Genomic DNA, 25243 nt, shown 5'->3' with positions numbered 1-25243 from the left:
ATTACTATTACACATCGCCATCATCATTACTCGATCGAATAACTCGGTGGGCAGGATGATATTGTGTATATATATGATAGAATACGAGGCTTACCGATAAGGTGGGCCTTTTTTATTTTCCGGATATTGAATTTAAATTGTAAATTAAGATATTGTAATTATGTTAAGAATCGCAGTACAAGCCAAGGGGCGCCTTTTTGAAGAAACGATGGCCCTTCTTGAAGAATCAGACATCAAACTGAGCACAACTAAACGTACTTTACTCGTACAGTCGTCTAATTTTCCAATTGAGGTGCTTTTCCTCCGTGATGACGATATTCCACAATCTGTGGCTACGGGAGTTGCTGATCTTGGTATAGTGGGAGAAAATGAATTCGTAGAAAAACAAGAAGACGCAGAAATTATTAAGCGTCTTGGATTCAGCAAATGTCGTTTATCTCTGGCTATGCCCAAAGATATTGAATATCCCGGTCTAAGTTGGTTTAATGGAAAGAAAATTGCTACTTCATATCCGGGAATTCTGGATAATTTCATGAAAAGTAATGGAGTTAAAGCCGAGGTTCATGTCATTACCGGATCTGTAGAGGTTGCTCCAGGCATCGGACTGGCGGATGCCATTTTTGATATTGTCAGTTCCGGTTCTACGTTGGTCAGCAATCGTCTGAAAGAAGTGGAGGTCGTGATGAAGTCGGAAGCTCTGCTGATAGGCAATAAGAATATGAGTAAAGAGAAGAAAGAGGTATTGGACGAATTGCTTTTCCGTATGGATGCCGTGAAAACAGCCGAAGATAAAAAATATGTATTGATGAATGCACCTAAAGATAAGTTGGATGATATTATTGCCGTATTGCCGGGGATGAAGAGTCCTACCGTAATGCCATTGGCACAGGAAGGCTGGTGCTCTGTGCATACAGTACTTGATGAAAAACGATTTTGGGAGATTATAGGCAAACTGAAAGCACTGGGAGCGGAGGGAATTTTAGTATTGCCTATTGAAAAGATGATTATTTAAGCGAGTCTGTTTGTTGAACTTTTAATTAAAAAAATAATGAAACTGATTAAATACCCCGATAGATCGCAGTGGGATGAAATTCTGAAGCGGCCCGTACTCAACACAGAAAGCCTTTTTGATACTGTACGTGATATTATTAATCGTGTAAGAGTTGGTGGGGACCGGACGGTGATGGAGTATGAAGCTATGTTTGATAAAGCCGAACTCACTTCACTGGCCGTTACACTCGAAGAGATTGAAGAAGCTGAAAAAGAGGTTCCTATAGAATTGAAAGCTGCCATTTATCTGGCTAAACGCAATATTGAGGCTTTCCATGCTGCACAGCGTTTTGAGGGGAAAAAGGTAGATACTATGGAAGGGGTTACTTGTTGGCAGACGGCAGTAGCCATTGAAAAGGTCGGCTTATATATCCCCGGAGGAACGGCCCCTTTATTCTCTACCGTGCTTATGCTTGCAATTCCTGCCAAGATTGCCGGCTGCAAAGAGATTGTACTTTGCACACCACCTGACAAAAATGGGAAAGTGCATCCGGCAATCCTTTTTGCTGCCCATTTGGCCGGAGTCAGCAAAATATTTAAGGTGGGTGGAGTACAGGCCATTGCTTCTATGGCATACGGAACAGAGAGTATTCCTAAGGTTTATAAGATATTTGGTCCGGGAAACCAGTATGTTACAGCAGCCAAACAACTTGTTAGCTTGAGGGATGTAGCCATTGATATGCCGGCCGGACCTTCAGAAGTAGAAGTGCTGGCTGACGAATCTGCTAATCCAGTGTTTGTTGCCGCTGATCTTCTGTCTCAGGCGGAACATGGAGTGGATAGTCAGGCTGTGTTGATTACGACGTCTGAAAAATTGCAAACGGAAGTCGTATATGAAGTTGAGCGACAGTTGGGCTATCTGAACCGCCGCGACATTGCCGAGAAATCTTTGGCCAATAGTAAGTTGATATTAGTGAAGGATATGGATGAGGCGCTGGAATTGACTAATGCTTATGCGCCAGAACATCTGATTATTGAGACTAAGAATTACATGGAAGTATCCGGACGGATCATTAATGCCGGTTCTGTATTCTTGGGAGCCTTCTCTCCCGAAAGTGCAGGTGATTATGCTTCGGGAACTAATCATACCCTGCCAACGAATGGTTATGCCAAAGCTTATAGTGGGGTAAGTCTCGACAGTTTCATCCGTAAAATTACCTTTCAGGAGATACTTCCTGATGGAATGGCTGCTATTGGTCCGGCTATCGAAGTAATGGCTGCAAATGAACATTTGGATGCACACAAAAATGCAGTAACCGTTAGATTAAAGGAGATAAGAAAATGAGAACATTGCAAGAATTAACCCGGTCGAATATCTGGAGGCTAAAACCTTATTCTTCGGCTCGTGACGAATATAACGGAGCGGCTGCATCCGTCTTTTTGGATGCTAACGAGAATCCCTATAACTTACCGCACAATCGTTATCCCGATCCGATGCAGCGGGATCTGAAATCGGAGTTATCTAAAATCAAAAAAGTACCTCCCGCCCATATATTTCTCGGGAATGGCAGTGATGAAGCTATCGACCTGGTATTCCGTGCTTTCTGTGAACCGGGTGAAGATAACGTAGTAGCCATTGATCCTACATACGGCATGTATCAGGTTTGTGCCGATGTCAATGATGTGGAATATCGCAAAGTGTTACTCCACGATGATTTCCAGTTTTCGGCTGAAGAGTTGTTGGCGTCGGCGGATGAACGGACAAAGATGATTTTTATTTGTTCTCCTAATAATCCCACGGGAAACGATCTGCTTCGTTCTGAGATAGTAAAGGTCATTGGCGGATTCGAAGGATTGGTTATTTTGGATGAAGCTTACAATGACTTCTCTGACCAACCGTCATTCTTATCCGAGTTGGATAAATATCCGAATCTGGTTGTTTTACAGACCTTTTCCAAGGCATTTGGGTGCGCAGCCATTCGTTTGGGAATGGCCTTTGCTTCCGAAGGGATTATCGCAATCCTGAACAAAATTAAATATCCGTATAATGTGAATCAGTTGACCCAGCAGCAAGCTATAGAGATGCTTCACAAATATTACGAGATAGAACGTTGGGTAAAAACGTTGAAAGAGGAGAGGGGATATCTGGAAGAAGCTTTTATTGAGCTGCCTTGCGTGTTACAGGTGTTTCCGTCGAATGCGAATTTTTTCCTGGCGCGTGTAACCGATGCGGTGAAGATTTATAACTACCTGGTGGGAGAGGGAATTATTGTACGTAACAGAAATTCCATTTCATTGTGTGGTAATTGTCTTCGTGTAACTGTAGGTACACGGGCTGAGAATGCCAGACTGATTGGAGCACTGAAAAAATATCAATAGGAAAAATGAAAAAAAAAGTACTGTTTATAGACCGTGATGGCACTCTTGTCATCGAACCTCCCATCGACTATCAACTCGATTCTTTGGAGAAGCTTGAGTTTTATCCTAAAGTCTTTCGTAATCTGGGATTTATCCATAGTAAACTCGACTTTGAATTTGTTATGGTGACCAACCAGGATGGACTGGGTACTTCTTCTTTTCCGGAGGAGACATTCTGGCCGGCCCACAATCTGATGCTGAAAACTTTAGAGGGAGAAGGTATTACGTTCGATGATATATTGATAGACCGTAGTATGCCGGCAGATCATGCACCTACGAGGAAGCCGCGTACCGGTATGCTGACTAAATACATTTCTAATCCGGAATATGATCTGGAAGGCAGTTTTGTCATAGGTGACCGTCCGACAGATGTCGAACTTGCCAAAAATTTAGGTTGCCGTGCTATCTATCTTCAGGAGAACACTGACTTATTGAAAGAAAAGGGATTAGAATCCTACTGTGTCCTTGCTACTACAGACTGGGACCGGATAACTGAATTTCTTTTTGCAGGAGAACGAAAAGCAGAAGTGCATCGTACGACAAAGGAAACGGATATTTGGGTAGCTCTCAACTTGGATGGTAATGGTGCCTGTGAAATTTCTACCGGATTGGGCTTTTTCGACCACATGCTTGAGCAGATCGGTAAGCACTCCGGCATGGATCTGAGCATTCGGGTGAAGGGTGATCTGGAGGTAGACGAGCATCATACCATAGAGGATACGGCCATAGCTTTGGGCGATTGTATTTATCAGGCGCTGGGCAGTAAACGTGGAATTGAACGTTATGGCTATGCTTTACCCATGGATGATTGCCTTTGCCAGGTATGCCTTGATTTCGGAGGTCGTCCTTGGTTAGTATGGGATGCCGAATTCAAACGTGAAAAAATAGGAGAGATGCCCACTGAGATGTTTCTACACTTTTTTAAGTCGTTGAGCGATGCTGCCAAGATGAATTTGAATGTCAAAGCCGAGGGACAGAATGAACATCATAAGATAGAAGGTATTTTCAAAGCTTTGGCCCGTGCACTGAAAATGGCATTGAAACGGGATATTTATCATTTTGAATTGCCATCCAGTAAAGGGGTACTGTAAAGAATCAAGGATTATCTTTGCTTTTTTAATTATAAATCCCCCTTTTGTAATAAATGCACGTTTATTATAAAAGGGGGATTTATGAATAACTCTGTAACTTTCCTTATAGAACGTTTTGTGTAAGCTGAAAAAGAAGGATCTCTATTTCTTTTTCACGAACGAGTCCGGATAGGTGCAGACATTTAGCTTTTCCGTATTTTCTTTCTCACGAAGCCAAGTGTCGAATTCCCGTTTACCTTCTTTAAGAACGATCATACGGCTGCCGGGTGTTTTGTCACCATAAGTGTTTTTACCGCCCGAAGCGCGTCCGTACCCCAAAGCGATATTGTAAAGTGTAGCGATGTAGTCGTTCACATGGTCATGACCGGCAAAAATTCCCATCACATCACCGCATTCCAGCATTTGGGTAAACATTCCGCTATTTATGTTTGGGCTGCATTCTTTCTCGTTGCGGTCGCCGTATCGTTTGGTATCAAATGACTCCCATGCCTGAGTATATTCCGGCAATGGAATATGGAGGAAAGCTAATGCGGGCAGAGGTTGTCCTCCGTTCTGCTCGGTATATTTTTGGCTTTCACGGGTATACCAGTTGATTTGTGATTGTCCGATCCAATCGTATCCTTTCACTGTTTTGAGTTTTGAGTAGGCATTCGTGTCCAGACAGTAGAGCAGTGCAGCTACTTTTTTGTTATCTGCCGAACCATAGATTGGGATAATGTGATTACCTTCTCCCTTAATACCTTCAGCGATGTTTTTTATCATACAATAAGGTTGTTGCTGGATGATACGTATAATCTCATCCCGTTTTACTGCATATTCATCATCGTGGTTACCCAAGACGGCAGTCCAGGGGAGCTGGCGAGTGGCGAGTTCGCCGGCTATGGCTTCCCATGCCTGGCTGACCTCGTCCATCGTGGTAATGTCTCCTGTGAAAACCACAAGATCCGGCTTTTCAGAGTCAAGTACTTCTTTTATCATGTCTGCTACAATCATGTTTTTTTCCTGGTCATGTCCCAGGTGCATATCGGTAAACTGTGCAATCTTGAATTCTCCGTTCTTATTGAAGTTTATTTTTTCTGGAGCCTGTTGTGCCTGTCCGCATAAGCTTGCCAGTAGCAGTGCACTGCTTAGAATTATTTTTTTCATCGTTATAACTTTTTTGAATTTGGGTTAGTCTTTTTTTTGCCACCAGGTGGTTTGATTGATTTTATCATTTCCTGTACCAAACTGCCGCATGATGGCCGCTTCTACGTTAGCTCCGTTATTGTCGTACTCACCTTGCGGATACATCCAACGTTTAGGGATCTCTGTTCCGGCAGGCCGGCGGAAGTCCGGGTAACCGGTGCGCAATTGTTCGTAGAAAGAATCCCAGTTGCCTTGATAGAAGGTTACAAGGTACTTTTGCATAATGATGCGCTCTATCTGTTCGTCTACGTTGGCAGCTTTGTCGAAGGCGACCAAAGGTTCCTGTAAGTATCGGTTGACCGCATCGGCATTGAGATAAGAGGCGTAGGCTTTGGCATGTGTTTCATAAAAGGAGAAAGAGGCACGGATACCATTCTCATAATATGTTTGCGCATTGCCATTGATCCATCCTCGTACGACAGCTTCGGCGAGAATCTGTTGCAGTTCTGCATACCCCATTAACATGGTTGGTTCTACAATAGGGTCTGTGCGGAAACGGTCATTGATAGGTGATATGGTTCCTTCACTTACTTTAATGATAGCATCACTGTAAGGAGCTGCCGGGTCACCTCCTTCGTAAGAGCTGAAATCGTCGATGGCCTTTCCTTCAGTCTTTCCTTTATTGGTTTGTGCGCTGAAGATAAAAAGCCGTGGATCCCGACGTTCACGCATTCGTTGGATAAAAGTATCATCCATGTAATAGCCGGACCATTGTGCGTTAAACTGAGGGTATCGATTCCCTTGTTGATCCAGATAAACCAGCTGCCCGTTGTCGGTCAGGCTTTCCATTAGTGGGCTGCCTGTTGCAATGGCCTTGAATTCGGAGGCAATATTAAGATTCCCCACAGTCGTATGGTTCGAAAGAGTCATCAGTACTTTCAACCGGAAAGAGTTGATCAGCTTTCTCCATTGATTGCCATTACCATTGTAAATAATATCACCATCAATTACAGAGGCGTCATTTGCCAGTATTTCATCTGCCTCTTTCAGTTCTTGAAGGATGCCCGTGAAAACATCTTCCTGAGTATCGTATTCAGGAGTATAGATCTCTTCTTTTTCTCCTTTTAAGGCTTGGCGGTAAGGAATGTCCCCAAAGCGTAAGGTCAGTTCGTAGAAGTAATAGGCACGGAAGAATTTGGTAAGCGCCGTATATACCGGAGCGTTCACACGTTCGGCTTCTTCACCCATTTTTTGTACATTTCTCAGGTTATTGTAGTAGCCAAAGCTTCCCCGTGTCCATTTGTAGTATTGGTCGGCACTTTCTCCGTCAGTCTGAATCACTTTTTTAGTAGCATACATTCCGTCGGTTCCTCTTTTGAATGCATTCATACTGATTTGTGTCAGCAAAAGTTTGGGATGGGTTTGAGTGGCGTTGTCCGGATCTATATTCATCTTTTCCAGGTTTCCGCAGGATACGCACATCCATATGGATGCCATAAATAATAATATCTTTTTCATTTTATAAATTCTTATTGGTTTCATAACATGTTTAGAATTTTATGTTGACTCCCATACCGATATAGCGTGCAGTAGGATCGTTGGCCCCTCCGTCATTGCTGTCTCCCGTATAGTCAGGATCGACGAAAGGAACTTTCTTCCATACAGCAAGATTGTTGCCGAAGATTGTGGCAGTCAGTCCTTTCACGGGACTTTGTTTTGAAAGTAATTTAGTGAAGTTGTAGGTCAGGGCTACTCGGCGCAATTTAATGTAACTACGGTCGAATACATTGGCAAACTTCGCATTCTCTTTGGATGACACATAAGCCTGATAAGGGTAATTCTGACACCATTGCTGCCAATCGACGGCTGTTGTATTACGTCTGTATGTACGGGTATCCGAGATGACATTTCCGTCAATGTCACGTTTCAGTTCACCTCCGGTTACCACTACACCGTTGGGCACATATACCGGATGTCCGGCTGCGTATTGTGCATCTCTGTATTCAACAGACTCCGGATGTTTACCACCCCACCATAACTTTTCGCTCAGTACGGAATAGATGACTCCTTTGTACGCACCATCCAGATCGACAGACAGGGTGAAGTCTTTATAACGGAACGTATTCTGCATACCCATACGGAAGTTGGGGTCCAGATGTCCCAGATATTGCTTGTAGGCGTCTTTGGTCGGCATGCCATTTTCATCGAGAATCAGTTCTCCATCAGCACTTTTTTGCCATTGTGAACCGTAGAATGCGTCGGCACGGTCGCCTACTTTCAAGTCACCGAATTTTTTTTGTCCACCATATATTTCTGTCAGCTTCTTTATGCTTTTGCTCCAGTTCAGGGCAAATTCCCATTGGAAATCTCTATTTTGGATTGCCTGTACGTTTGCCATGATTTCCCATCCGTTAGTGGTATATTGATTACCGTTCACTTTACGGCTGGTGAAACCCGAAGCATTCGATATGTTCAGGTCGATGATCTGGTTCTCGTCAATCGTGTGATAATATGTCAGGTCGAAGGAGAGACGGTTCCGGAAAAAAGAAGTTGATAAACCTGCTTCCCAAGAGGTCGTTTTCTGGGGTTTGATGTAATAGTTCACCAGAGACGAGGGATAGGAGATAGACGGGTTTGAACCATAGTTGGTATCTTTAGTGTAGGTAGATATAATCTGGTATGGAGACAAGTCGGTAGAAACGACTGCCCATGAGCCATACATTTTAAGATAATCCATGAATGTAGGTAGTTTGACATATTCAGACACCATTGTACTGATTGCTACGGAAGGATAAAAGTAAGAATTGCTGCCTTTTGCGAGAGTGGATGACCAGTCATTACGTCCCGTCAGGGTCAGGTAAGCATATTTATAAAGGTCGAGGTTGACAGAGCCATAAATACTGCGGATGGATTTCTCGTTCCGGTTGGCATCGGTAATGGATGGTCCTTGGGTGTTTTTGATACTGTATACGAAAGGAACGATCAAACCGTCGGTAGACTGGTACTCTTGACGGTAATTTCGGTAAAATACAGAGCTACCCGCATTCAGTGTAAAAAGAATATCGGGAGTAAGATCTTGTGTATAGGTAGCCAGTACATCAGCATCCACATTGGTCTGGTGGTCATTCCAGACTTTGTAGTCGCCTTCACGTGAGTCACCATAGTTCATGTAAGTTTTGGGAACTTTCATTTCCTGTAGAATTGTCTTCTGACGTAAGGCTGCGCGTCCCTGAATGTTCAGGTTGGGCAGGAGTTGATAATTGAGACGTAGCTGACCGTTCACTACATCACGGTTTTCCGACTGCTGAAGCTCTTCGGCGGCAAAATAAGGGTTGTTGTACCATGCGTAGTTATAGCTGGCCTGGCGATATCCCTCCTGTCCCGGAACATATTTATGTTTACGGAGTTCTTTACCGTTCACATCGTCTCCCATCCATACAACAATGGTGTACATATGGTTTTTAGGTCCGTATCCATAGCGTGGATAGCTTGGAGAAACCACCTTGTTATACGCCAGATTGGCGTCAAGTTGCAGGTTTTGAGCAAGATCGAAAGTGGAGTTGAAGTTGACCCCTCCGCTGTGCATTTGTGTAGAGGGTACCTGTCCTTTTTGATAAGCATACTGTCCGGTTACAAAGTAGCGTGCTTTCTCTCCTTTATAGGCGATAGAGATGTTGTTGTTGGTTACTAATCCTGTTTGCAGGAAGTCTTTCAGGTTATCATGAGATACCCAGTCGATAGGAACTCGTTCATAGCGTGATTTGTCATCATATTGAGTCCCTTTCACATCTCCCCACCAAGAAATTTCTTTCCCGGTCACTTTGTCTCGGATGGGGCTATTCCATTGGGCTACTTTGGTCCCGACGTTTAGTTTGGGACCCCATGTCATATCACCATCTGAGATACCACCGTCGGCACCGTCCCAAAATTCGTATTTGCCGTTCGAACCACTACCATATTGATGCTGTGTTTCGGGTAATACGGCAAAACCGGCAGTAATCATATTGTTGGTGGAAAAGTTGATTTCCAACCCTTCTTTCTTGGCTGTTTTGCTGGTAATTAAGATAGCTCCGTTTTTTCCGCGTGAACCATATAACGCCGAAGCTGCTGTACCTTTCAACACGTTGACACTTTCGATGTTTTCACTCGATATATCGAAAAAGTCCGTTTCTACCGGAACACCGTCTAATACAATCAAAGGAGTATTACCGCGTAATTTGAAACTTGGTGCCTGAAAAATACCGGTCGGATTGGCTACCAATAAGCCGGCTACTTGCCCGGAAAGTGCAGAACCGACATTCAGGCTGGGAGTTGCATTCAATACGTCACTATTGATTTGCTGGGTGGTGTAACCGATCTTTTTCTTTTGTTGTTTGATACCGATAGCAGTTACTACTACTTCATCTATAGCCTGTACATCGTCTGTCAGTTCAACGTTGATCATAGGATTATTGCTTTTCACTTCTTTTTCTACCGTATTGTATCCGACGAAAGAGAAAGTCAGGATATCACCTATGGAGGCCTCGAGACGGTAACGTCCGTCTATGTCGGTGACCGTACCGTTCGTTGAGTTTTTTACCATGATTGTGGCACCGATTACCGGTCCCATTTTGTCTGTTACTGTTCCTGTTACTTTGATTGTCTGTGCAAAAGCAAGTGATGTGCACAAAAACATACAACAAAGAAACAGATAAAATTTACTGTTCATAAGTTATGTACTAATTTAGTGTTTGGGCATAGCAGATGCCGGGACAAGAGATTTACCATTGTCCGAGGCTTGCTACAAGTATAAGTTTACCTATTGAAAAAGTTTAAATATCGGTTAGTTTTACGTTTTGGAAAACGGAAAGAAGGGCGGCTGCATTTTTGCGATTTTGTTGTAAAGCGTCTTCGAATGATTCGGTTTCAGAGTCGAAAGCAGAGATGGCTATTTTGAGTACATTTGTAAATTCGGCAGTTACTTGTTCCTGCCCCATTTTGTTACTTTTGAGTTCTCTGTTCAGTTGTTTTTCGATAGAACGTACGGCATTGTAGATAGTAGGTTTCCGAATGACGGTACGACGGGTAGGATCACCCGGAACTACTTCTTCCCTTACCACATAGATATTCATGAACTGGTTATAGAGATAACCGGCTTCTTGTCCGAATTTGTAATTAGTTACATTGGCCAGTGCTTCTGCCGATGGCTGTTTAATGGCAGAATAGAACTCCCATGTTGTTTTTACGACTGAGCTTACTTCCGCTTTATTCTTGTTGTCGGATTTGTCATCATCCGGCACTGAATTTGCAGCGTTCAGGGCAATACTGGATACAAATAGTACAAATGCTAAAATAAATTGTCTTTTCATAACTTTACCTCTTTTTAATATGACGTTGCAAAGGTCGCGACATCATATTAAAAAGAGGTATCGTCATTGTTACAATTCGGATACTTCTTTCAGCCATGCAGCCGAACTGGCATCGCTTGGCATACGCCAGTCACCTCTCGGACTGATGGAGACACTTCCTACCTTTGGACCATCGGGCAGACACGAACGTTTGAATTGTTGATTGAAGAACCGGCGGAAAAAGGTTTGCAGCCATTTTTTTATGGTTTCAGCATCGTATATTCCGTTGAATACGGTTTGTGCCAGAAAGTATATTTTCGACGGGCGGAAGCCGAATCGCAGAAAATAGTACAGGAAAAAGTCGTGGAGTTCATAAGGACCTACCAGATCTTCCGTTTTTTGTTTGATTTCTCCATTCTCATCTGCCGGTATCAGTTCAGGACTGATAGGAGTGTCTACAATGTCCAGCAGGGTTATTTTAGATTCCCCGTCGACTTCATTTTCAGCTACCCATTGTACAAGATGTTGTACCAGTGTCTTGGGTATGCTTGCATTGACGCCATACATCGACATGTGGTCACCGTTGTATGTGGCCCATCCCAATGCAAGTTCAGAGAGGTCACCCGTCCCGATTACTAATCCACAGATTTGGTTGGCTACATCCATCAGGATTTGCGTGCGTTCGCGCGCTTGTGAGTTTTCGTATGTTACATCATGTACGTTGAGGTCATGTCCGATGTCCTTGAAGTGCTGGATACATGCTTCCCTAATACTGATTTCGCGAATCGAAATCCCTAACGAGTTCATCAAAGCGATGGCGTTATGATAAGTGCGGTCGGTCGTTCCGAATCCCGGCATGGTTATACCTAAAATGTCTTTACGGGATAATCCCAGCTTGTCGAATGTTTTGACGCATACTAATAATGCCAGTGTAGAGTCGAGCCCTCCGGAAATTCCCACTACAGCTGTTTTGGCTCCTGTATGTACTAAGCGTTGTGCCAGTCCGGCGACCTGTATGGAGAAGATTTCTTCGCAACGATTGTTGAGTTCAGCTCCTTGTGGAACAAAAGGGTGTGGGTTGAATGTACGGGTAAGATCCAGGTCTTTACTGTTGGTATATTCCGTAGAGACTCTGATTGCTTCTTTACCTGGGCAATTGGCTTTGTTGGCAGCAAAAGTTGTATTAATACGGCGTTCGGCACGGATACATTCTACATCTATTTCGCTGATAACTAATTGCTCTTCCAGGCAGAACCGTTCACTTCGTGCAAGCAGGCCACCGTTTTCGTATATGAGTCCGTTTCCTGCAAAAACCACATCCGTCGTTGATTCGCCGAAACCACTGGATGAAAAAACATAACCGGAGAGGCACCGTGCGGATTGCTGGCTGATCAGAGAACAAAGATAGCTATGCTTGCCGATCCCTTCATCGTCGGCAGAAAGATTAAAAATGATTTCAGCCCCTTGCAGCGCCAGTGAAGAACTTGGAGGAACCGTAGACCAAAGGTCTTCGCATATTTCTATTCCAAAAGTTGTTTCTGCTGTTTCAAACAACAGGTTGTTGCCCATCGGAACAATTTGTCCACACAAACGTACGCTGGTTTCCGAGACCTGCAAAGCAGATGTAAACCAACGCTGTTCATAAAACTCTTTATAATTAGGTAGATAGGTTTTAGGTACTACTCCCAGTATTTTGCCTTTCTGGATAGCGACTGCGGCATTGATAATCGTGGAATTGACTACTACCGGCATACCCAATATAGAAATGATGTCCAACTGGCGGGTATTGTTCAGAATCTGCATTAACGCCATTTCTGCTTGTTCAAGCAGAAGTTGCTGGGCGAACAAATCTCCGCAGGTATATCCGGTAATACACATTTCGGGAAAAGTAAGGATCTGCACCCCTTTGCCTTCGGCAATGGCAATAAGACCCTCCAGTCTTTCTGAATTAAATTTGCAATCTGCAACCTTTACGCGGGGAACAGCCGCCGCAACTTTTACGAATCCGTAGTTCATTTTCTATCAGGGTTTATCATTTCTACTGGCAAAAGTAGGCATTTTAATCGAATCTTTGTATTTTTGTCAAATTTGAATTGATACATTATAATATTAAATCGCACAAAAACATGAAGAAGATGCTTATGGCTGCCGGAATGGCTGCCGTGATGACTGCTTGCGGCACAAGTGCACAGAAAGCAGCCACCGATGCCGGAAACCCTTTTCTGGCTGAGTATTCAACTCCTTTTGGTGTTCCACCGTTCGACCTGATCAAAGTAGAGCATTACAAAGAGGCTTTCCTGAAAGGGATGGAAGAGCAGAAAAAAGAAATCGATGCTATTGTAAATCAACGTTCGGTTCCGGATTTTGATAATACTATTGCTGCATTCGATCAGAGTGGAGAGTTATTAAATAAGGTGAATACAGTATTTTATGGGTTGAACAGTTGTAATACGAACGATGAAATGCAGGCCCTAAACAAAGAGCTTACCCCATTGCTTTCGGCACACCGTGATGATATTAGTCTGAACCCTGCTCTGTTTGCTCGTGTGAAAGAGGTTTATGAACGACGCGAGCAATTGGGTTTAGATAAAGAACAGAATAAATTACTGGAAGAGACTTACAAGAAATTTGTTCGTGGAGGTGCTAATCTCGATTCTGTTGACCAGGCAAAGTTGCGCCAGTTGAATAGCGAGATTTCAATGTTGCAGTTGACTTTTGGGCAGAATCTGCTGAAAGAAACCAATGCTTTCCGGTTGGTTATAGATAAGGAAGAGGACCTTGCCGGATTGCCGGAAAGTCTCGTGGCATCTGCAGCCGAAGCAGCTAAGTCAGAGGGGCTGGAAGGAGAGTGGCTTTTTACTTTACACAATCCGAGTGTGATGCCTTTTTTGCAATATGCGGATAATCGTGAGTTGCGTGAAAAGATATTTAAGGGATACATCAATCGTGGCAATAATGGTAACGAGACAGACAATAATGAAATTGTGAAGAAATTGGTTACTTTACGTCTGGAGAAAGCTAAACTGATGGGATATGCCGATTATGCTTCTTATGTTTTGGAAGACCGTATGGCGAAGAACGAGGAGAATGTGTATCGTTTACTGAATCAGATCTGGACTCCTGCAGTTGCGAAAGCTAAGGAAGAGTTAGCTGACATTCAGGCTGAAATTAAAAAAGAAGGAGCTAACTTCACCCCTGAAGGATGGGACTGGCGCTACTATTTTGAGAAAGCAAAGAAAGCAAAGTTCAGTCTGGACGAAAATGAAATACGTCCCTATCTTGAATTGAATAATGTTCGTGACGGCGCCTTCTATGTGGCTAATAAACTTTATGGTATCACTTTTTCCGAAATAAATGACATACCAAAACCGCATGAAGAAGCACAGGCTTTCGAGTGCAAAGATAAGGACGGTAGTCATCTGGGGGTGCTTTATATGGATTTCTTTCCCCGTTCAAGCAAGCGAGCAGGTGCATGGTGCGGGACTTACCGCTCTCAAACCTATCGTGACGGCAAACGTTTGGCACCGGTAGTAACAATTGTGTGCAACTTCACCAAACCCTCTTCGGGTCAGCCTGCTTTGCTCAGTGCAGATGAAGCCAGCACTTTATTCCACGAGTTTGGGCATGCATTGCACAATTTGTTTAAAGATGTACGTTTTTATGGAGTATCCGGAGTGCCGCGCGATTTTGTAGAGCTACCGTCCCAAGTTATGGAACATTGGGTATTTGAGCCGGAAGTACTGAAGGTATATGCAAAACATTACCAGACCGGTGAGGTGATTCCTTCTGCTTTGATTGAAAAACTTGATAAGAGTGGCAAGTATGGACAAGGATTTGCTACGACCGAATATCTTGCTGCTTCTTTGCTTGATATGGATTATCATGTGCTCAAAGAAATTCCCGGAGATATGGATATCGTTAAATTTGAAACAACTGTACTTAAAGAACGAGGGTTGCCGAATCAGATACCTCCCCGTTATCGTACTACTTATTTTAACCATATTATGAATAGTGGATATACGGCTGGTTATTATAGCTATATTTGGGCTGAAGTGCTTGATAGTGATGCTTTTGAAGCCTATAGGGAGACTGGAGATCTTTTTAATCAGGAAGTAGCATCCAGATTCCGTCGCTATATTCTCACTCCGGGAGGAATTGACGATGCTATGAATATGTATAAGAACTTTCGCGGAAAGGAACCGGGTATAGAACCTTTGTTACGGAACAGAGGATTGTAGATTGGCTTATACAGGGCTTTTACATTGTACTATAGGGGAAGAAACAATCTTCCCCTTTTATTTTTTGCTAAAAATAAACGCAGAAAATATAAAAAATACAAATAATAGTTATTATATTTGCAGCGGTTTATTGAAATAAACACAAAATACCAACAATTATTAACTATTAAAAGAATTAGAAAAATGAAAGAGTACATTGATGTTTTGAAGAAGTGGAAAGACTTTGACGGAAGAGCCAGAAGACGTGAATACTGGATGTTTGTCTTGTTTATGGCTATTTTCGCTATTGTTGCAGGTATTATTGATGGCATTTTAGGTACAGTTTGTGTATTTGTAGGGCTTTATTATCTGGCTATGCTCCTGCCTATGATTGCTGTTAGCGTGCGTCGTATGCACGATATCGGTAAAAGTGGATGGTGGTTGTTTATCACTTTTGTGCCGGTAATCGGTAGCCTTTGGTATCTCTTCCTGACTATCCAAGATGGACAGCCGGGCAGCAACCAATATGGTGAAAACCCCAAAGGAGTTTAATACGTACATATTATTGTCATAAGAAACGGCATGCAAAAGTCATTTTGTATGCCGTTTTTCTATTTTATCAAAAAAATATCCGTATTTTGTTTGCGAAAATAAAAGAACTCTTTATCTTTGCATCAGATTTAAAATTGTAATGAATACAATTTTGTAAAAGAGGAAGAAGATGGAATCATACAACCGATTATTAGAGCATAACATCAAACCGTCCATGCAGCGTATTGCTATCATGAACTATTTGATGGAACATAGGACACATCCGTCGGCTGATGAAATATACACTGCATTATCTCCCTCTATGCCAACACTTTCGAAGACAACGGTTTATAATACTCTTAGACTGTTTTCGGAACAGGGAGCGGCACAAATGCTTACTATCGACGAACGGAATACCAATTTTGACGGAGATACTTCACAACACGCTCATTTTTTGTGTAAACGTTGTGGACGTATTTATGATTTGAAGTGCCAGGTTGAAATGAAACAAATAGAAGGACTTCAAATGAATGGACATGAAGTAAGTGAAATGCATTACTATTATAAAGGTATTTGTAAGAATTGTTTAAATGATATACGTATTGACTAATTAATTTAAAATTAAGACGAAATGAAAAAGTTTAGATGTACTGTCTGCGGTTATGTTTATGAAGGTGACGCAGCTCCTGAGAAATGTCCTTTGTGTAAAGCTCCTGCAAGCAAATTCGTAGAAGTTGTTGAAGAAGAAGGTGGTGCACTCACTTTTGTTGACGAGCACGTAATCGGTGTGGCTAAGGGTTGTGACGAAGAAATGATCAAAGACTTGAACAATCACTTCATGGGCGAATGTACTGAAGTTGGTATGTATCTGGCTATGAGCCGTCAGGCTGACCGTGAAGGCTATCCTGAAGTAGCTGAGGCTTTCAAACGTTACGCTTGGGAAGAAGCTGAGCATGCTTCTAAGTTTGCCGAACTGCTGGGAGATTGCGTATGGGATACTAAGACAAACCTTGAAAAGAGAATGAATGCTGAAGCCGGTGCTTGCGAAGATAAAAAGCGCATTGCTACACGTGCTAAAGCTTTGAATTTGGATGCTATCCATGATACAGTGCACGAAATGTGTAAAGACGAAGCTCGTCACGGTAAAGGTTTTGAAGGACTTTATAACCGTTATTTCGGTAAGAAATAAATCATATAGATGATTATAGAAAAAGGCTTGTATCTATACGGATACAGGCCTTTTTTGTTAAACTTTCTTTTGAAATGGGGCCGTTAACTGATGATTTTTTTATATTTGTATTTCACTTAAAAGAAAAAGGATTATGAAAAAACTACAGTCTTTAGTGTGTTTTCTTCTTTTGTCAATGACAATTTATGCTGCCGATCAGGTGATTCAGCTGCCCAAGCCCAATATAAATCGTAGCGGACAGTTAATGAAAGCGTTATCCGAGCGCCATTCTGTCCGTGAATATGCTTCCCAAGCTCTGAGCAACACCGATTTATCCGACCTGTTGTGGGCCGCCAATGGGATTAGTCGTCCGGCAGAGGGCAAGCGCACTGCTCCGTCGGCCATGAATCGTCAAGATGTTGATATCTACGTAGTCCTTCCGCAAGGTACTTATTTGTATGATGCTAAAGGACATAAGCTTAACTTGATTTCTGAGGGCGATTATCGTTCGGCAGTTGCAGGGGGACAGGCTTTTGTCAATAGTGCTCCGCTATCATTGGTACTGGTCAGTGATTTATCAAAATTGGGAGATGTGAAAAATAATCGCACTCAAATGACAGGAGCTATGGATGTAGGGATTGTTTCTCAGAATATTTCATTATTTTGTTCCGCAGCGCGACTGGCTACGGTTCCACGCGCAACAATGGATACAACCCGGCTCAGAAGTGCCTTGAAATTGAAAGATGGTCAGATTCCGATGATGAATCATCCGGTTGGATACTTTAAGTAATTGATAAAAGGGTATGGTTTGCCAAAGACGGCACCATACCCTTTTATCATGTTTTTTATTAAAACTTTATTTCTGTTTCAGCAAAAATTCGTCTATTGCTTTTTTATAAGTGGCTTTATCTGCTGCTCCACGGAACAATTGAGGTTCGCCTTCCATGGGAATAAATACAAAAAGAGGAATGCTTGTTGCATTGAACAGGGCAGCCAATTCTTTTTCTTTATCTACATTCACTTTATATATCACGATCTTCCCGTCATACTCTTTAGCGAGCGATTTCATGATAGGGGCTGTCATGCGGCAAGGACCACACCAATCGGCATATAAGTCGATGATAGCTGGTTTATCACCTTTGTATTTCCACTCTTTTGAGTTTTGGTAATCAAACACATCGTTGATAAACATCTCTTTATTCATCACAATGACTTCACCGCTTTTTGCTTCCTTTTTGTTTTGATTTGTCTTGGCTCCATCGTTTACAGCAAACATAATGGTGCTGATCATGGCCAAAGCTACTAATGATAATACTTTCTTCATTCTTTGTCTTTTATTGTGTATTGTTCAATAACTCCTTTCAGTTCGCTACCTTGGATCATACCGGAATGTCTCCAGACTGCTTCTCCCGTTTTGAAAAGGATGAAAGTAGGCACTGCCTGGATTCTGTATTTTACCGCCAAGTCCTCATGGGTATCCACATCTATTTTTACAATGCGGGCTTTTTCTCCTATCTGTTGTTTCAAATCTTCAAGAATCGGTTTCATTGCTTTGCAAGGTCCACACCATTCTGCAAAAAAATCTACTAAAACGGGACTTTGTGACTGTATCAAATCTTCGAATTTTTCCATAATTTTTTCCTTTCTTTTGATAAATATAAGCCCTCGTTTAGACAGGGCAAATATAGCTATTTGTTTTATTATAATAACAGAGAAACCCCGATTTTGTTCATCATATAGTAACCTTGCATTCATCCTCCTGTAATCTGGAAACAGGATCTTTGCGTAACGAAAAAACAAAAAGTTATGCATTTACGCACGTATTATCCCACAGTAGTTCTTTCGGATATTCATCTGGGAACACAGCATTCCAAAACAGAAGAGGTTACTCACTTTTTGAAATCGATTAATTGTGACCGCCTGATCCTGAATGGTGATATCATCGACGGATGGCATTTACAGAAAAGCGGTTTGGGCAAATGGAAAGCTAAACATACGGACTTCTTTAAAGTGATTATGAAAATGATGGAGAATTTCGGAACACAGGTGATTTATGTTCGTGGCAATCATGATGACTTTCTGGATAATCTGGCACCTTTGAACTTTTATAATGTCCAAATTGTGAAAGACTGCATCTATGAGAGTCATGGCAAACGTTATTATGTGACCCATGGAGATATTTTCGATACAGTGACCACCCAAATGAAGTGGTTGGCGAAACTGGGAGACACTGGATATACTTTTCTGTTGTGGTTGAATAAAGTTTATAACGCCCGCAGAATGAAGCAGGGTAAGCCTTATTATTCTCTTTCTCAATCTATCAAGAATAAAGTGAAGACCGCTGTTTCTTATATTTCTGATTTTGAAAAAGAGCTTGTAGGACTGGCAAAAGTTAAAAGGTGTGATGGGGTGATATGCGGGCATATTCATCACCCTGCCAATACTTATTGTGATGGTATTCATTATCTTAATTCGGGTGACTGGGTAGAAACACTTTCAGCTTTGACAGAAGATGAAGAAGGAAACTGGACTATCCGTTATTTTGATAGTGAACTATTGAAAGAAAATAATAACAAAGAGAAAAAAACTACACCAATAACTAAAGCATCATGAAATTTTTGTTTATCGTTCAAGGAGAGGGGAGGGGACATTTTACCCAAGCCATTACTCTGGAAGATATGTTGTTGCGTAATGGACACGAAGTAGTGGAAGTACTTGTCGGGAAAAGTTCATCACGTACTTTACCCGGTTTCTTTAACCGGAGTATTCAGGCACCCGTAAAGCGCTTCACCAGTCCGAATTTTTTGCCTACCACTGAAAATAAGCGGGCTAATCTGAAAAAGAGTTTTGTTTATAACCTGATACGTACACCGGAATACTTTCGCAGCATGTGTTATATCGATCAGCGTATTAAGGAAACAGGGGCGGAAGTCGTGATCAACTTCTACGAACTTCTGACCGGACTTACCTACGCACTCTTCCGTCCCTCTGTTCCTTATGTCTGCGTCGGGCATCAATATCTGTTCTTGCATAAAAACTTTGAGTTTCCACGGAAATCTATGATCCAACTTTCCATACTTCGCTTTTTTACACGTTTGACGAGTCTGCGTGCCAATAGGCGGTTAGCGCTTTCTTTCCATAAGATGAATCCGGACCGGGCAGAAGGTATAACCGTCGTTCCTCCTCTGCTTCGTAGGGAAGTGACTGCCATCCAACCGGAACAAGGCAATTATATTCACGGATATATGGTTAATTCCGGTTTTGCAGATAGTGTAGAAGCCTTTCATGTCTTACATCCTGAAGTACCTATGCATTTTTTCTGGGATAAACAGGATGTTGACGAGGTAATCAAGGTAGATGCTACCCTAAGTTTCCATCAGATTGATGATGTGAAATTCCTCAACCGAATGGCCGGTTGCAGAGCATATGCCAGTACGGCCGGTTTTGAATCTATTTGTGAGGCAATGTATTTGGGAAAACCTGTACTGATGGTACCTGCCCATATCGAACAGGATTGCAATGCCTATGATGCTTACCGGTCCGGTGCCGGAATTATTGGCGAATCTTTTGATTTGGAGTCGTTGCTACGTTTTGCCGGGACGTATGTTCCCAACAAAGAGTTTATTCGTTGGGCCCGTAGTAGTGAGCGGCAGATTATAGGAGAACTCGAACGACTTATCGACCAGCAGTCGGTCATTACTGTACCTACATTAACTAATTATTTTCCGATATGAAATTGAATAAAACTGATTATGTGCTTGAACGTACATCCGATGGAGGTTATTATGCCTGGCTTACTGTAAGTATGCAGTGTAATGCGTATGGTGATTCACCTGAAGAAGCGGTAATAAATCTGGAACAAACCATAGAAGATATGGTTGAAGAGATGTATTTGGTAGAAGATTTTGTCTGAAGCTATCAGGTAATCAGTGGGAGTGAAGAATTTTATTGAAAAATACTTCCATTGATATTTTAAAGAAAGAGAGTACACTTTAAGTGAAGTGCACTCTCTTTTTATATTATTCCACAATATCGAGTTCTTTGATGATATGTGAAGCACCTGCATATTTATCAATAATAAATAGAGTATAGCGGATGTCAACCACTGCTGCACGTTGTGAAGAAGGACGGAAAGCAATATCTCCTGTCAAACCTTCATAATTACGGTCGAATCCGGTACCAATCAGTTGACCTTTTCCATTGAATACCGGACTTCCGGAGTTTCCTCCTGTGTTGTCTGTATTGACAATGAAACATACTGGCATTTCTCCGTTTTTCATAGCGTAGCGTCCGAAGTCTTTCGCCTGATATAGTTGTTTCAGTTTGGTGGGTACTACAAACTCCCAATTGCCAGGATCTTCTTTCTGCATCACACCTTTCAGAGTCGTATAGTAGTTGTATACTGTTCCGTCAGCAGGTTCGTACGGCAATATCTGACCATAAGTCAATCTGAGAGTCGAGTTTGCATCCGGATAGATAGGTGTGCCGGCGGCCTGGCGCATGTCCATCATGCCTTTCACCCATACTTTGTGGGCGGCATCATAGTTTTTATTGGCATCTTTCATTGCGAGAGCTGTTTGCAGCAATCCGTCTGTGATGGAGTATTTGAAGAGAACCATCCAGTCCTTATCGAGCTTGTTCAGGGTAGGACGAGCGATAAACTTGTCGAAGTTTTCTTTCGACCCGAAGATTGAATACTTGAAGCAAGCATCGATAAAGGCATTCTTGTCTCCTTTGAAACGGCTGTTTATTACTTTGAAAATACCGATCTGTTGATCTTCCGGAATATATCCGGCATAGGTTTCGAGCATTTTTTTGCCTACGATTTGTTCTACTTTCGGGAAAGGGACAGATGCAAAATATTTATCTGCTGCAATTTTCAGTTTATCGGTTTCTTCTTTAATTTTTGAAGCATTTTTACTTTCAAGCGCTTTTTTCAATCCGTCGGTTGAAGGGATTTTCATAAAATCAAGTGCAGTTACCAATGCTTCGTTAATAGCCTGTTGATGATACATCGCATCATGGCGGTGAGCTACAATCGAACGTATTTCGTCGAAGGCCTTCTGGTAAGAATCATCTTTCTTCTCACGTCCCATTGCCAATAACTGTTCTTGTTGCTTTTCTTTGGTATCCAACACTTTCAGGCGAACAAGCCCTTCGTTCATGCCAATGGCATTTTTCCAGTAATTAGCTGAAGAGGCATATTTGCTTGCGTAATGTATGCGCACCGCAGGATCTTTCAGCATTTGTTCCATCAGTACAGCTTGTCTTGCTTCGCGTACATGATGGCGCATGAAGTTAGTGGTTTGCATCCGTTCTTTTACTTCGTCGGCAATCATGTAGCGCCAGTTACGTCCGGGAAATCCCATAACGAAGGTGAAGTCACCCTCTTTTACTCCTGCCAAACTAATTGTCAGGTGTTTTTTTACTTGTAGGGGCACGTTGTCTTTAGAATATTCTGCCGGCTGGCCACTTGGGTCTGCGTAAATGCGGAATAAAGAGAAGTCTCCTGTGTGACGCGGCCACATCCAGTTATCTGTGTCAGCTCCGAATTTGCCAATAGAGGAGGGAGGAGCACCTACCATGCGGATGTCACTGTAGACGGTCTTTACAAACAGATAGTACTTGTTACCGCCATAAAACGGTTTCAGTTCCAGGCGTGTTGCCGGTGTGATTTGGATTTTTTCCGCCTTTGCGAAACGGTCGGCAACCGTTGCCAGATATTTGGGAGACAAATAATTGACTCCGTTAGGATCATCATCTTTTTTGAGCTGTTCATTTACATAGTCCGTTACGTCGAGAATACGGTCGATAAAGGTTACTGTCAGTCCTTTGCATGGTAACTCTTCGTTTCGGCTCATTGCCCAGAATCCGTCTGTCAGATAGTCATGATCTACACTGCTGTGTTGCTGGATCGCCCCATATCCGCAATGGTGGTTGGTCAGTACCAATCCTTCCGCTGAGATAATTTCACCGGTACATCCGCCTCCAAAATGCACAACAGCATCTTTTAAAGCTATTCCGTCCGGATTGTAAACCTCTTCAATGGGGATTTGTAATCCAAGGTCCATCATGGCAGCTTCATTCTGCGCTTTCAGGTCAGTAAGCATCCACATTCCTTCGTCGGCACTGATGGTCAGTGCCATCAGTGCGAACGTAGTAGATAATAATTGCTTTTTCATCATTATTCAACAATCGTCATTTCGTTAATCAAATGTCCGCATCCTCCCAGTTTTTCAAGAATAAATAGTACATAGCGAATATCCAGATTGATACAGCGTTGCAGGTTGTTATCGAAATTGATGTCGCCACTCAGTGACTCCCAGTTACCATCAAACGCACAGCCAATCAGTTCTCCATTTTCATTCAATACCGGACTTCCGGAGTTACCACCGGTAATATCGTTAGTAGACAGGAAGCAAACAGGCATTTCACCATTCGGTAATGCGTAGCGTCCGAAGTTCTTTTTCTCAATCAGCTCTTTCAGTTTGGCCGGGACCACGAACTCACGGTCTTCCGGGTTCTCTTTTTCAAGGATTCCATCGGTTGTTGTGTAATATTTATAATATACACCATCTTTGGGGCTATATGGCTTCACATTTCCGTAAGTCAGTCGGATTGTGAAATTTGCATCGGGATAAGATGGTGTAGGCAATTTCATTTCACCCAATCCACGGATATATGTTTTATGTAATAAAGTCAGTTCTTCCGGCAGTTTGCCCATCTGTGCAGCCAGGTCGGTATATTTATCAAATTTAGCACGTGAGTATTGTGTGGCTATATCTTTTTCGATTGCCTTTACAGTTGGCTTTTTGATAAACTTATCAAAATTAGACTGATTTGCTAAAATTGAAGTATCATACATTGCATCCACGTATGCATTGTAGTCTCCTTTATATTCTTTTTCAATCACCTCGTAGATAGCGGGACGCTGTCCGGCAGGAACCATCTCTGCATAAAGTGGTAGCAAAGCTTTGGCTACTTTACGATCTACTTCGTGGTCGTAATCTTTATTATGGATGTTGTCAAACACCTCTTTTAATACCTTGATGTTAGCCTGAATATTAGAGTCGTTTTTCTGCTCTAACGCTTCTTTCAGTTTATCCATCACCAGATAAGGACTGCCAAATTCAATACCGCCGAAGAATGTTTCGGTCAGGCAGGTCTGCTGATATTTGATCGGAGAGGTTTTTGATACGGCTTCATTGATCTTAGATACAACCTGCATATAGTCAGTGTTATTTTTTTCTTTGGCGAATTGTGCAAATTTTGCTTCCTGGTCTGCTTTCGTGCCTAAAACATTATTATCGATAATGGCTTTGTTCATACCGATAGAATTTTTCCAATAATTGCTGGAACCTGCATATTTGTTGGCATATTGAATACGTACTTTGTCGCTGGCATTCATGGCTTCTTTCAGTACGTCCTGACGGGTGCCGCGGATGCGGATACGGGGAGCATTGCTTGCTTCCATACGCTCTTTTACTTCCGATACAGTGAGGTAACGGCTGGTACTTCCCGGGAATCCCATAATCATTGCATAATCTCCCTCTTTAAGCCCTTTGATAGAAATGTTCAGGTGCTTTTTAGTTTTCAAGGGTACATTGGAAGCATTGTATTCTGCCGGTTCTCCGTTGGCATCGGCGTAGATTCTGAACATTGAGAAGTCACCGGTATGGCGTGGCCACATCCAGTTGTCGGTTTCTCCGCCGAACTTGCCGATTGATGAAGGCGGGGCGGCAACCATGCGTACATCCGGATATACTTTCTTATAAAACATGTAGAATTTGTTTCCGGCATAGAAAGGCAATGCTTGCGGAACGATTCCTTTTTTTCCTTTCAGGTCACTCTTTTCGAACAATTCCTTGGCCAGTTTATTGAGAAAAGCACTGCTGAATGATTCTGTCTCGGTGATTTCTTTTGCAGCGATTTTGGCATTTACGATATTAGTGATGTCTTCTATACGTTCGATAAATGTAAACTTTAACCCCGGTGTAGGCAGCTCTTTGTCTCTTGAGGTTGCCCAAAAGCCATCTGTCAGATAATCGTGTTCAACAGAACTATGTTGTTGGATAGAAGCGTATCCGCAGTGATGGTTAGTTAATATCAATCCTTCCGGTGAAATGATTTCTCCGGTACATCCCCCACCGAAGATACCTACAGCATCTTTCAGTGAAACTCCGTTCGGATTATACAGGTCTTGGGCTTCAAGTTTCAGTCCCTGTTTTTTCATCATATCGATAGAGTGTTGTTCCTGCATCAGTTGCAGTAACCACATACCCTCGTCCGCCTTTGCGGAACAAACGACCAACGCAGTCAGCGCCAGTAAGTAAAGTTTGAGTCTGTTCATTAGTTTATTAAAAAATTAGTATGATT

21 protein-coding genes are annotated in these 25243 nt (G+C 42.4%); 12 read left to right on the top strand and 9 right to left on the bottom strand.

Features of this window, described 5'->3' with window-relative positions; all coding sequences use genetic code 11:
• Positions 1 to 160 precede the first annotated feature (160 nt).
• Genes hisG through hisB form a run of 4 tightly spaced genes read left to right on the top strand, consistent with a single transcriptional unit; the run spans position 161 to position 4499 of the window.
• Positions 161 to 1012: an ATP phosphoribosyltransferase gene (gene hisG / locus KO473_RS17625; protein ID WP_005807457.1), complete on the top strand. Its 852-nt coding sequence runs from the start codon at positions 161 to 163 to the stop codon at positions 1010 to 1012.
• Between the two features lie 36 nt (positions 1013 to 1048).
• The gene (gene hisD / locus KO473_RS17620) at positions 1049 to 2335 is read left to right on the top strand and encodes a histidinol dehydrogenase (RefSeq protein ID WP_216035111.1); all 1287 of its coding nucleotides are present in this window, start codon (positions 1049 to 1051) and stop codon (positions 2333 to 2335) included.
• Positions 2332 to 3369, top strand: a complete 1038-nt coding sequence (hisC, locus tag KO473_RS17615) for a histidinol-phosphate transaminase (RefSeq protein WP_005821031.1) — start codon at positions 2332 to 2334, stop codon at positions 3367 to 3369. The genes hisD and hisC overlap by 4 nt, the downstream gene beginning before the upstream one ends.
• A gap of 5 nt (positions 3370 to 3374) precedes the next feature.
• Positions 3375 to 4499, top strand: coding sequence for a bifunctional histidinol-phosphatase/imidazoleglycerol-phosphate dehydratase HisB (hisB, locus tag KO473_RS17610; RefSeq protein WP_005807455.1), 1125 nt, complete (start codon positions 3375 to 3377; stop codon positions 4497 to 4499).
• 141 nt (positions 4500 to 4640) lie between these two features.
• Here the strand turns inward: hisB and KO473_RS17605 are convergent, their stop codons facing one another.
• From KO473_RS17605 to KO473_RS17585, 5 genes are all read right to left on the bottom strand, one after another.
• Entirely contained in the window at positions 4641 to 5645 is a 1005-nt protein-coding gene (locus KO473_RS17605) for a metallophosphoesterase family protein (protein WP_005780325.1), read from the bottom strand.
• A 24-nt stretch (positions 5646 to 5669) separates the two neighbouring features.
• The gene (locus KO473_RS17600) at positions 5670 to 7142 is read right to left on the bottom strand and encodes a SusD/RagB family nutrient-binding outer membrane lipoprotein (RefSeq protein ID WP_005821028.1); all 1473 of its coding nucleotides are present in this window, start codon (positions 7140 to 7142) and stop codon (positions 5670 to 5672) included.
• Between the two features lie 31 nt (positions 7143 to 7173).
• The gene (locus tag KO473_RS17595; protein ID WP_005821026.1) at positions 7174 to 10332 is read right to left on the bottom strand and encodes a SusC/RagA family TonB-linked outer membrane protein; all 3159 of its coding nucleotides are present in this window, start codon (positions 10330 to 10332) and stop codon (positions 7174 to 7176) included.
• A gap of 103 nt (positions 10333 to 10435) precedes the next feature.
• Positions 10436 to 10972, bottom strand: a complete 537-nt coding sequence (locus KO473_RS17590) for a hypothetical protein (protein ID WP_005780318.1) — start codon at positions 10970 to 10972, stop codon at positions 10436 to 10438.
• A 69-nt stretch (positions 10973 to 11041) separates the two neighbouring features.
• Positions 11042 to 12967, bottom strand: a complete 1926-nt coding sequence (locus KO473_RS17585; protein WP_005821024.1) for an NAD(+) synthase — start codon at positions 12965 to 12967, stop codon at positions 11042 to 11044.
• A gap of 110 nt (positions 12968 to 13077) precedes the next feature.
• Between KO473_RS17585 and KO473_RS17580 the strand changes: the two genes are divergently transcribed.
• The 5 genes from KO473_RS17580 to KO473_RS17560 all read left to right on the top strand — a co-directional run bounded on the left by KO473_RS17580 (position 13078) and on the right by KO473_RS17560 (position 17657).
• Positions 13078 to 15189 (top strand): M3 family metallopeptidase, encoded by a 2112-nt coding sequence (locus KO473_RS17580; protein WP_005821022.1) that lies wholly within the window; start codon positions 13078 to 13080, stop codon positions 15187 to 15189.
• A 183-nt stretch (positions 15190 to 15372) separates the two neighbouring features.
• Complete coding sequence (locus KO473_RS17575; RefSeq protein ID WP_005780313.1) at positions 15373 to 15720, top strand: DUF805 domain-containing protein; 348 nt, start codon at positions 15373 to 15375, stop codon at positions 15718 to 15720.
• A 169-nt stretch (positions 15721 to 15889) separates the two neighbouring features.
• Complete coding sequence (locus KO473_RS17570) at positions 15890 to 16309, top strand: Fur family transcriptional regulator (protein WP_005807446.1); 420 nt, start codon at positions 15890 to 15892, stop codon at positions 16307 to 16309.
• Positions 16310 to 16330: 21 nt separating this feature from the next.
• On the top strand, positions 16331 to 16888 hold the full coding sequence (locus KO473_RS17565) for an NADH peroxidase (RefSeq protein WP_005780311.1): 558 nt from the start codon (positions 16331 to 16333) through the stop codon (positions 16886 to 16888).
• A gap of 133 nt (positions 16889 to 17021) precedes the next feature.
• Positions 17022 to 17657 carry a SagB/ThcOx family dehydrogenase gene (locus KO473_RS17560; RefSeq protein ID WP_022012470.1) on the top strand — a complete coding sequence of 212 codons (636 nt, stop codon included), beginning with the start codon at positions 17022 to 17024 and terminating at the stop codon, positions 17655 to 17657.
• A 66-nt stretch (positions 17658 to 17723) separates the two neighbouring features.
• Here KO473_RS17560 and KO473_RS17555 read toward each other — a convergent pair whose 3' ends face one another.
• Both KO473_RS17555 and trxA read right to left on the bottom strand, forming a co-directional pair.
• Positions 17724 to 18191, bottom strand: a complete 468-nt coding sequence (locus KO473_RS17555) for a co-chaperone YbbN (protein ID WP_005780298.1) — start codon at positions 18189 to 18191, stop codon at positions 17724 to 17726.
• Complete coding sequence (trxA, locus tag KO473_RS17550) at positions 18188 to 18499, bottom strand: thioredoxin (RefSeq protein ID WP_005807441.1); 312 nt, start codon at positions 18497 to 18499, stop codon at positions 18188 to 18190. Before trxA ends, KO473_RS17555 begins: the two co-directional genes overlap by 4 nt.
• A 174-nt stretch (positions 18500 to 18673) precedes the next feature.
• On the opposite strand from trxA, the gene KO473_RS17545 reads away from it, so the two are divergent.
• The 3 genes from KO473_RS17545 to KO473_RS17535 are packed head-to-tail and all read left to right on the top strand — an operon-like array spanning position 18674 to position 20780.
• The gene (locus tag KO473_RS17545) at positions 18674 to 19480 is read left to right on the top strand and encodes a UDP-2,3-diacylglucosamine diphosphatase (RefSeq protein WP_005780295.1); all 807 of its coding nucleotides are present in this window, start codon (positions 18674 to 18676) and stop codon (positions 19478 to 19480) included.
• Entirely contained in the window at positions 19477 to 20601 is a 1125-nt protein-coding gene (locus tag KO473_RS17540; RefSeq protein ID WP_005780293.1) for a glycosyltransferase family protein, read from the top strand. The genes KO473_RS17545 and KO473_RS17540 overlap by 4 nt, the downstream gene beginning before the upstream one ends.
• Positions 20598 to 20780, top strand: coding sequence for a type II toxin-antitoxin system HicB family antitoxin (locus tag KO473_RS17535; RefSeq protein ID WP_216035112.1), 183 nt, complete (start codon positions 20598 to 20600; stop codon positions 20778 to 20780). Before KO473_RS17540 ends, KO473_RS17535 begins: the two co-directional genes overlap by 4 nt.
• Positions 20781 to 20886: 106 nt before the next feature.
• Here KO473_RS17535 and KO473_RS17530 read toward each other — a convergent pair whose 3' ends face one another.
• Together KO473_RS17530 and KO473_RS17525 are read right to left on the bottom strand one after the other, a co-directional pair.
• Entirely contained in the window at positions 20887 to 23049 is a 2163-nt protein-coding gene (locus tag KO473_RS17530; protein WP_216035117.1) for a S46 family peptidase, read from the bottom strand.
• Between the two features lie 2 nt (positions 23050 to 23051).
• Positions 23052 to 25217, bottom strand: a complete 2166-nt coding sequence (locus KO473_RS17525) for a S46 family peptidase (RefSeq protein ID WP_181996054.1) — start codon at positions 25215 to 25217, stop codon at positions 23052 to 23054.
• Positions 25218 to 25243 lie beyond the last annotated feature (26 nt).

The organism is Bacteroides sp. HF-4919, from assembly GCF_018860125.1.
The sequence above is the reverse complement of the archived record's forward strand: the minus strand, read 5'-3'. Positions and strand labels throughout refer to the sequence as shown.